The following is a 1,589-nucleotide window of genomic DNA, read 5'->3' on the forward strand; positions in this document are numbered from 1 at the left end:
TCTTCTCGGCGGACGCCTTCCCGCAACTACCGCCGACGCCCTGCGACGCCTCGCCAAGAAGCACGGCACAGCGGTCAACCTCGACCCCGCGATCATCAACGCCGACATCCCCATCGAATGGTGCAACATGTCCGACGAACGGCAAGAGGTCACAACCCGACGCGACGACAACCGTCCCGTCAACGGCTTCCAAGGACGAGCCGTCCACATCTGGGGCTGCGGCGGCCTGGGCTCATGGCTCGCCGAGTTCATCGCACGCGCCGGAGCCAGCGCCATCACCGTCTGCGACCCCGGCACCATCACCGGCGGACTTCTCGTGCGACAGAACTACACCGAGGCCGACATCGGCCAGACCAAGGCCGATGCCCTCGCCACACGCCTCCGCGCGATCCGCGACGACCTGACCGTGACCGTCGCAGAAGGAAGCGTCCCCGACCCAGCCGTCTCACTCTCCGCGGACCTCATCATCGACGCCACCGTCAGCCACAGCATCACCACCTACCTCGACACCCTCGCCGGCGAAGACCGCACGGCACTCATCGCCCAGGTCGCCACCGACGCCAGGACAGGATCGCTCGGTATCGCCAACATCTGCGCGCCCGGTGACACCTGTACGCCGTCTGAGCTTGACGACCAGGCAGGCCGCTCGGTATTGGCCGATGGTGGATTAGAGCTGTACCACCGGCTCTGGGAGGACGCAGCCGAAGGCGACGAACTGACTCCCACGAGGGGATGCTCCGTACCCACGTTCCATGGCTCGGCCGCGGACCTCGCTGCTGTCGCCGCGACACTCGTCAACATGATCGGCCTGCACCTCCAACAGGCAGGGGCACCTGTTTCAGGGACCCACCTCATCGCCCTGCCACACGCACCAGCCGGCCCACGGCATCACTTCCTTCCCGCGGCGTCGGACACTCGCGGATGAGATAGCACGGGTTTACGTCTGTCCGGGCTTGGGCGTAAAGTTGGGGGCCGAGGCAGGTTCTCCTCGATTGCGGGTCCTTCGGGACGGCCCAGCTTGGGCGCTCATACACGTACTGCCTCCTCGACGGAGAGACACGTGTGACGAGAGGCCCGCCATGATCCGCCTTATCTGGACGCTCAGCGCCCGCACCCGCTACTACCTGCGCCGCTACATGCCCACCAACCGGCTGCTCGACGCGATCCGACGCCGACGCAACTTTAAGTGGGGCATCCCCGCGACGCTCCTCGCGGTGCCCTACCTGCTGATCGCGAGCATCTGCACCAACGCCCTCGACCAGGGGGCACCAGGCTGGTTGCATCTGGTCGTGTTGTGGGCGGTGTGGAACGCGATGAAGTTCATCGTCATGGGACCGGTCAGCCTGATCCTCCTGATCCGCGCCCGGACCCAGGAAGCCATTGCCCGGCACCGCGACCGGCAGGCACCCGCGACCGCTCGGAGTCCCAGGTGCCTATGACCGTAGGGGCGGCCCGATGAACGCCCCCACCTACACCTACGCCGCTCGCCTACCTCCGAGGCGCACGAGCGGCAGCAGACCGCTTGTCTGGCGCTGCCCGCGACCTCGACCTTGATGTCACTCGCAGATACAGCGATGAAGCCGGCGATC

The 1,589-nt window shown here is 66.5% G+C and carries 2 protein-coding genes; both read left to right on the plus strand.

The features are described from left to right. Positions 1-925 (plus strand): ThiF family adenylyltransferase (locus UN64_RS21555; RefSeq protein ID WP_171978990.1); only part of this gene is annotated, 925 nt, incomplete at its 5' end. A 154-nt stretch (positions 926-1,079) separates the two neighbouring features. Then, positions 1,080-1,439, plus strand: coding sequence for a sulfate permease (locus UN64_RS21560; protein WP_139343235.1), 360 nt, complete (start codon positions 1,080-1,082; stop codon positions 1,437-1,439). The last annotated feature ends 150 nt before the right edge of the window (positions 1,440-1,589 follow it).

It is taken from the genome of Fictibacillus arsenicus (assembly GCF_001999465.1).
GTDB classification, from domain to species: domain Bacteria; phylum Bacillota; class Bacilli; order Bacillales; family Fictibacillaceae; genus Fictibacillus; species Fictibacillus arsenicus.